Origin of the sequence: Rothia sp. HMSC072E10, assembly GCF_001813965.1 — a bacterium.
In the GTDB taxonomy this organism is placed as follows: Bacteria; Actinomycetota; Actinomycetes; order Actinomycetales; family Micrococcaceae; genus Rothia; species Rothia mucilaginosa_A.
On the sequence record NZ_KV814486.1, the window covers coordinates 75764 to 82852 of the forward strand.

The window sequence follows — 7089 nt, forward strand, 5'->3', positions numbered from 1 at the left end:
ATGACCGCTATTCAGCTTGGTATGCCCAAGGTCGTTCATTACGGCGAGGGCAACATTTTCGAAGAAATCCCCTTCCCCAAGTACGCCAAGGAAGAGCTCAAGAACGAGCAGCTGCGCTCCAACCTGCGCTTCGTGACCCACGCGATTCGTAACAAGCGCGCCCGCGTCACCGCAGAGCTGCCCGACTGGCAGGAGCTGCGCAACACCGGTGAGAGCGTCAAGAACTACGTTCTGGCAAACCTCCCCGAGCTGCTCGAGCAGTTCGAGCGCAACTTCACCGCTGCCGGTGGCCACGTGCACTGGGCCCGCAACGCCTCCGAGGCAAACCAGATCGCCCTGGACCTGATCCGCGAGCAGGGCGTGGACGAAATCATCAAGATCAAGTCCATGGCAACCGCAGAGACCGGTCTGAACGAGTTCCTCGAGGAAAACGGCATTAACGCCATCGAGACCGACCTCGCCGAGGAAATCGTGCAGCTGGGCCACGACCGCCCCTCCCACATTCTGGTGCCCGCAATTCACCGCAACCGCCGCGAGATTCGCGACATCTTCCTGCGCGAGATTGAGGGTATCAACCCGGACATCACCGATGAGCCGGCAGAACTGGCAGAGGCATCCCGTAACCGCCTGCGCAACAAGTTCCTGAACACCACCGTGGCAGTCTCCGGCACTAACTTCGGCATCGCCGAGACCGGTACCCTGACCATCGTGGAGTCCGAGGGTAACGGCCGTATGTGCCTCACCCTGCCCGACACCCTGATTACCTTCATGGGTATCGAGAAGATTCTGCCCACCTTCCAGGACTACGAGGCCTTCCTGCAGCTGCTGCCCCGTTCCTCCACCGGTGAGCGCATGAACCCCTACACCTCCATGTGGACCGGCGTCACCCCCGGTGACGGCCCGCAGAACATGCACGTCATCCTCATCGACAACGGTCGTACCGCCGTTCTGGCCGACGAGGTTGGCCGCCAGGCTCTGCGTTGCATCCGTTGCTCCGCCTGCATGAACGTGTGCCCCGTGTACGAGCGCGCCGGCGGTCACGCCTACGGCTCCACCTACCCGGGCCCCATCGGCGCGATTCTGTCCCCGCAGCTCTCCGGTATCGAGGCTGCGCACAACAACTCGCTGCCCTACGCATCCTCGCTCTGCGGTGCGTGCTTCGAGGTTTGCCCCGTGAAGATTAACTTCCCCGAGGTTCTCGTGCACCTGCGCGCCAAGGATGTCGAGTCCAAGCACGCCGTTCGCGAGTTCGAGGGTAACAAGAAGGCTCCCTTCTCGCAGATGGACGCCATGATGCTCGGCGCGAAGAAGCTCTTCACCTCCGGCAAGATGATGTCGGTCGCGGAGCGCGGTCTGCCCATGTCCCGCCTCATCGCCGGTCGCAAGCACAAGATCACCGCTGTTCCCGGTATCGTCGGCGGTTGGACCGAGTACCGCGACATCCCCGAGCCTCCCAAGGAATCCTTCCGCAACTGGTGGAAGAAGGAGAAGGGTAAGACCGCGGCACGCGATAACGCACCGCGCGTTGACATTCAGGCACTCATCGAGGCCAACAAGGGTAAGGCAGCTGAAGCGGCTGCAAACGCTAAGGCTGCTCAGGAAGCCCGCGAAGCTAAGGAGAACAACTAATGTCCTCTGCTAAGGAAGATATCCTCGCACGCATCCGCTCCTCTCTCGAGGGCGTAGGCCCCGCACCGGAGCCGGTTCGTAACTACCGTCGCGTCAGCGAGCTGACCGAGGAGCAGACCATCGACATGCTCGTCGGCCGTCTGATCGACTACAAGGCTAACGTCTTCTTCGCCACCCCGGAGAACATCTCCGAGGTTATCGCGGAGCGCCTGGGTGAGAAGTCCACCTACGTGGTGCCCGAGGGCCTGGATAAGAAGTGGCTGCCCGCCGATACCGCCGAGCGTAAGCACGTCACCGACTCCGGTAGCACCCTCAAGCCCGGTTGCCTGAGCCTGAAGGAACTGGACGCCGTGGACGCCGTGGTGACCGGTTCGACCGTCTCTTGCGCAGAGACCGGTACCATCTTCTTGAACACCAACCCGGAGGAAGGCCGCCGCGCCATCACCCTGGTGCCCGACCACCACATCTGTGTGGTCCCGCGTTCCACCGTGGTGGAGCTGGTGCCCGAGGCGATTGAGCGTATCACCTACACCCGCCCGGTGACCATGATCTCCGGCCCCTCCGCAACCAGCGATATCGAGCTGATTCGCGTGGAGGGTGTGCACGGCCCCCGTACCCTGGACGTCATCATCTACGACGCCAAGTAAGCGGAACCTCTAGATAAGGAACCGCCTAGCAGGCTTTCAAAGCCCGCTAGGCGGTTCCTTACGTTTATGCCTATCCCTTCCTATCGCACGATATATCTCAGGCCGTCAGCGGAGAATCTATGGCGTTTTAGGAGTGCTCGAGTCAGCGCTACGGCGCTCCGGCCGAGGCTCCTGCTGAGAGAATACCTCCTGTACAGGCGCTCCTGCATAGACGCTTCTGCGCGAAATATCCGGTGCGGGAACGGCCGCCGAGTTGTTCGCGGGTTCCCCGGGGATCGACAGCTGGGCTATGCGCGGCGCGGGGGCATAAAACACAAGGGCGGGGGAAGATTGCTCTTCCCCCGCCCAGGGTGTGTGCTCCTCAGAGCCGGGTCCGCCAGATACACACGGACCGAATGGTCTGAGAGGATGCGCTACGAATTAGGCACGTGCGTCGAAGTGCTGCAGACCGGAGTCCTCACGGCTACCGCCCTGGCCGTCGCCAACGTCGCGGTAATCGTTAATCCACTCGATCTTCTTGACCCACTTCACCATCTTGTAGCCGTGCATGGAGTCAGCACGCAGACGGAGCGGGCCACCGTAAACGTCGGGCAGCGGCTTGTCGTTCATGCCCCATGCCAGGATGGTTTCGTCTTCCATTGCCATGGAGACGTCCAGGCACTCGTAGTAGGGTTCGGTCGGGCGGCCGTCGTAGGTGTGGCCCACGTGGCCGAAGGAGGTGACCATGACGTAGCGAGCTTCGTCGGTCTTCTCTACCAGTGCGAGGACATCGCGCAGGCGCACGCCCTCCCACTTAGCAATACCGGTCCAACCCTGCATACAGGTGTGCATGGTGATGTTGACTTCCTTGCCGAGCTTCTTCAGGTCGTCGATGCTCAGGGACTTCGGCTCCTTGACCAGGCCGCCAATTTCGAGGCGGTAGTCAACGAACTCCTGCTCCTTCAAACGGTTCCACTCGGTGCTCTCACGCTCTGTCGGGGGACGAGTGTTGACCCAGTGGAAGGGGGAGATGTCAGCATCGGTGAAGGTCTTCTTCTGAACCTGACGCGAGGAGATGCGATCCAGCAGGACGTTACGAATCGGCTGGGTCAGACCCCAAATGAAGGTCTGGGTGAATCGCAGGTCGCGCAGGGACCAGTAGGAAGCCAGGAGCCACAGGGCCACAGCGAAGACGATGCCGCCAATCAGCATGGTCACTGCCTGTGCGAACTGAGCAGCGTCAATCTCGTTGTAGGGCTTGTTCAGCATCATGTGGGCGATGTTGTACTGCGGGTGAACAACGAACACCAGAGCCACGTGGATGACGGTGAACACGCAGTAGAAGGCCATACCCAGGAAGTGGATGGAACGGGCGGTCTGGCGGTTACGGAACAGGCGCACGTAGCCGGGGAAGCGACCGCAGAAGGCCGGGCTCATAATGGGGCCGGTTGCAATCATCAGCGGTGCGACGATGAACACCACGGTGAAGTACATAATCTGCTGCAGAGCATCGTAGGGCTGGAAGTGCTCAATCGAAGGGATATGCAGGCCAGCGTAAATCTGGATGGACTCCCAAGCCTGGGGAATGATGTCCCAGCTGGTGGGGACGATGCGGCGCCACTGACCGGTCAGGAACAGCAGGCCCACGTAAATCAGGCCGTTAGCAATCCAGATGAAGGTGACCAGTGCGTGCCATGCGCGGCCCAGACCAATCTGGCCCTTGCCGGGCAGAGAGATGAGCGGCGACAGGGAACGCTGATCGTCACGGGCAGTAAATGCGCCGGGGGTGGTAGGGACCTTGTCCTTGGTGAACTTAATCCACTCGGAACCCGGGGTGCAGTGGTTGTTCCAGTACAGACGGGGGTGAGAGGCGAGAACTTCCCAACCTGAACGAATCAGGAAGCCCATCATAATGAAGTTAATAAAGTGGGTAATTCGGAGCCAGGCCGGGAAGTCCAGCTCCACGCCACCGGTACTCGCGGTAAGGAGTAGATGGTGCATGATGTTTCCTTCGGAAGTGACTGTGTGTGCAGACAATCGTTAGGATTCAGTGCGAGGCCTAGAGGTGCTATCTAAGGAGAGTAAACTCTCTCGCTCATATATTCCTCCTCATCATTGAGAGCCTTCGGGGGTATAACGGGTGCTATATCTCCGGCAAGAGCACACCCCGTGTGAGAGGGTGCACACCAGCTCCTGCCAAGGCAGAAGCGGCTCTGCGTATGTAGTTGTTTTATGTGTGTTTAGGGACCGAGCCCTGTGTACTTTCAATTTTATAAGACAGGCTGTCACCCGCAAAAGCTAAGACACGTCATGTCTCGTAATATTTGCGTGAAAAATCCGAATTTAATGAAAAAAGGGCTCCGAAGGCAGGAATAAACAGGGTTCTCAAGGGTAGCTGTCCACTAAAGAGCATCCTGGAAAGTTTACTTCAGTGCCTGGAGTGCAAAAACTTGAGGGAATAGAGGTATTATGCAAGGAATAGCGAGTGTTTGGGTTTTATAGACAAAAACCACATAGAGTGGATGTAACCTTATACTCAGCGCGATGGGCGCAGAGTAGGAATACAGCCACTCTATGCGGTCGGGAGGAACCTAGTCTGAGAGATTGCGTGAAGAATCTCGAGAAGAGGAGCGCGCAACCGCACGCTTCTTCGCGGTAGCGCGGGTGGGGGCACCCTCCTCATCGCGGCTCTGCGCCGTGCCCTCGGCGCGGACCGTCGGGATGAGCCCGGTTGTCAGCTTCACTTGCGCGTTACGCTGAGCCTTCTTTGCGTTCATCTGCTCCTTACGGCTCGGCGATTCCGAGGCGGAATCCGAATCACCCAAAGCGCGACGAATGGACAGCGCAAGCAGAGGGAAGAGCAGAACCGTCAGGGCGCCACCTGCCACCAGCAGCGAGGACGTGGACTCCTCCAGAAGACCCGAACTGGTCGCAACCTCCGTCACCGCCACGATAATGGGCAGACCGGCCGCAGAATAGAGAGCCATCTGGGCCTTCTGGCTCTTCGAGGTCAGGCCCGAACGAGTATCCACCAGCACATCGGCCAGGAACACCGGTACGCCGCGGCAGAGCAGAATACCCAGAACCACCGCGACCAGGCCCAACGGATTCGAAGCCACCGCGGAAACACTGATGCCCATGCCACTCACCACGAAGAAGAGCGGAATAGTGAAGGCAAAACCCACCGTCTCCAGACGGCGCGTAATCAGGTGCAGAGCCGCGGGAGGAGTCAGCGAACGCAGGATAATGCCCGCCGCAAAGGCGCCCAGCACCGCATCCAGATCGAAGAGGGCGGTGCACATGATAAGGGTCGCGAGCAGGAACATCGCAAGACGCAGAATCGTCTGGCCGGTCGTATTGGCTTCAGCCGCAATAATCTGGCGCAGACCCGGCAGGTGCGCAAACAGGCGATGCGGAATCAGAGCCGTCACCAGAGCCACGACCATGAATGCCAGTAGCACCACAAACGCCATGCCCGGCGATCGCGAAGAAAGCAGCAGAGAAATAGCAAAAACCGGCAGAAGCTCACCCACCGCTCCGTGCACCAGCACCGCATTGCCAACCGCCGTGCCGGCCGCACCGTGCGACTTCAGCATCGGCAAGAGGGTGCCGAGCGCCGTGGAGCTCAGCGCCACGCCTACCGCGACATAGGTATTCATCTCGTGAGAGAAACCGGTGATCAGCGCTGCGCCCAACATGCCCAAGCCAAAACACACACCCCAGGTCACCAGCGCGGTAGAGCCCTGGCGGCTACGCAGGGAGGAAACGTTAATCTCAAAGCCCGCAATGAGGAAAAGCATACCCAGGCCAAGCTCCTTCAGCAGGGGGATGCCGCCCTCGGTACCGGCCAAATGCAGCACGTTCGGGCCGATGAGCATGCCAAAAATGAGCAGGAACACCACATCGGGGATGCGTTTGCCCGTCAGCCGCGAAAGTATTGGAGAAATCAACGCGACCAGCGTAATCCAAAAAATGGAAATGAACTGGGCGTTACTCCCAACGGATGCGGCGTCGCTCAGGGTAGTTCCCGAAGCGAGCACAGTACCGGAAACCTCCGGGGCCACCGTTAAAAGGGATAGCAGAGTAGGAAACATAGAACCTCATATGCAGACTAAAGAATATAGTGGGCGGTGTCCGGGAACGCCATTAAAGAACCTACCTATACTACATACTTCACACCGTCGTTCCTATTCGAGAGCCTCTCACCTCGTCACTCTGTGGGATATCGGCAGACCGACACGCAAGTCGATACACAAGAAGCATCGGGCAACGTGACGAGGGCTCCACCGGTCGCGCCCTGGCTCGCACAGCAATCGACGCTACACTTAACACCTGTGCCGGAGGCATCGCCACCCGGTGCGCACTCACCACACTGAACCACCCGAAAGAGCGACACATGGCAGCACGAACCACAGCGTCCACCACTTCCGGCGGCTCCCCCCTGCGTGCCGCTTCCCTCGGCGGAACGCGACGCGACCTCGGACTCGACCTGGCCCGCGCCTACGCCGTGCTCACCCTGCTCATCGCCTTCGGGTACTGGCTGCAGCTCATCCCCGTCTCGTGGAGGTTCTGGGTACCGCAACTGGTCACCCCCGCCGAGCCGCTCTTCGCCGCCATCCTTGGAGCCGCGGCCTGGCACTATGCGCGCGCCGCAAGCTTCCCGCAGCTCTTCGCCGGGACCATCGTGCGTTTCCTCGCCCTGCTCGTGCTGGGCATCGCCGTCGTGCAGGGCGCGGCCTACGTTCCGCTACCGGGCGTGACCACGCCCGCCCAGGGCTTCGCATACTCGCTGCCTTTCGATATGCTCATTCACCTGGCAATCCTGACCCTGCTG

Annotated in this window: 4 protein-coding genes and 1 pseudogene; 3 read left to right on the forward strand and 2 right to left on the reverse strand. The window is 60.0% G+C overall.

The annotated features are described in order from the left end of the window. Window positions 1-1629 carry a LutB/LldF family L-lactate oxidation iron-sulfur protein gene (locus HMPREF2944_RS01960; RefSeq protein ID WP_049343183.1) on the forward strand — a complete coding sequence of 543 codons (1629 nt, stop codon included), beginning with the start codon at window positions 1-3 and terminating at the stop codon, window positions 1627-1629. After that, window positions 1629-2276, forward strand: a complete 648-nt coding sequence (locus HMPREF2944_RS01965; RefSeq protein WP_049331623.1) for a LutC/YkgG family protein — start codon at window positions 1629-1631, stop codon at window positions 2274-2276. Before HMPREF2944_RS01960 ends, HMPREF2944_RS01965 begins: the two co-directional genes overlap by 1 nt. A 420-nt stretch (window positions 2277-2696) precedes the next feature. On the opposite strand, the gene HMPREF2944_RS01970 is transcribed toward HMPREF2944_RS01965, so the two are convergent. Then, complete coding sequence (locus tag HMPREF2944_RS01970; RefSeq protein ID WP_049347398.1) at window positions 2697-4256, reverse strand: molybdopterin-dependent oxidoreductase; 1560 nt, start codon at window positions 4254-4256, stop codon at window positions 2697-2699. 590 nt (window positions 4257-4846) lie between these two features. Beyond that, window positions 4847-6349: a cation:proton antiporter domain-containing protein gene (locus HMPREF2944_RS01975; RefSeq protein WP_070679974.1), complete on the reverse strand. Its 1503-nt coding sequence runs from the start codon at window positions 6347-6349 to the stop codon at window positions 4847-4849. A gap of 302 nt (window positions 6350-6651) precedes the next feature. Here HMPREF2944_RS01975 and HMPREF2944_RS01980 point away from each other — a divergent pair. Next, window positions 6652-7089, forward strand: a pseudogene (locus HMPREF2944_RS01980) (hypothetical protein); the annotation flags it as partial.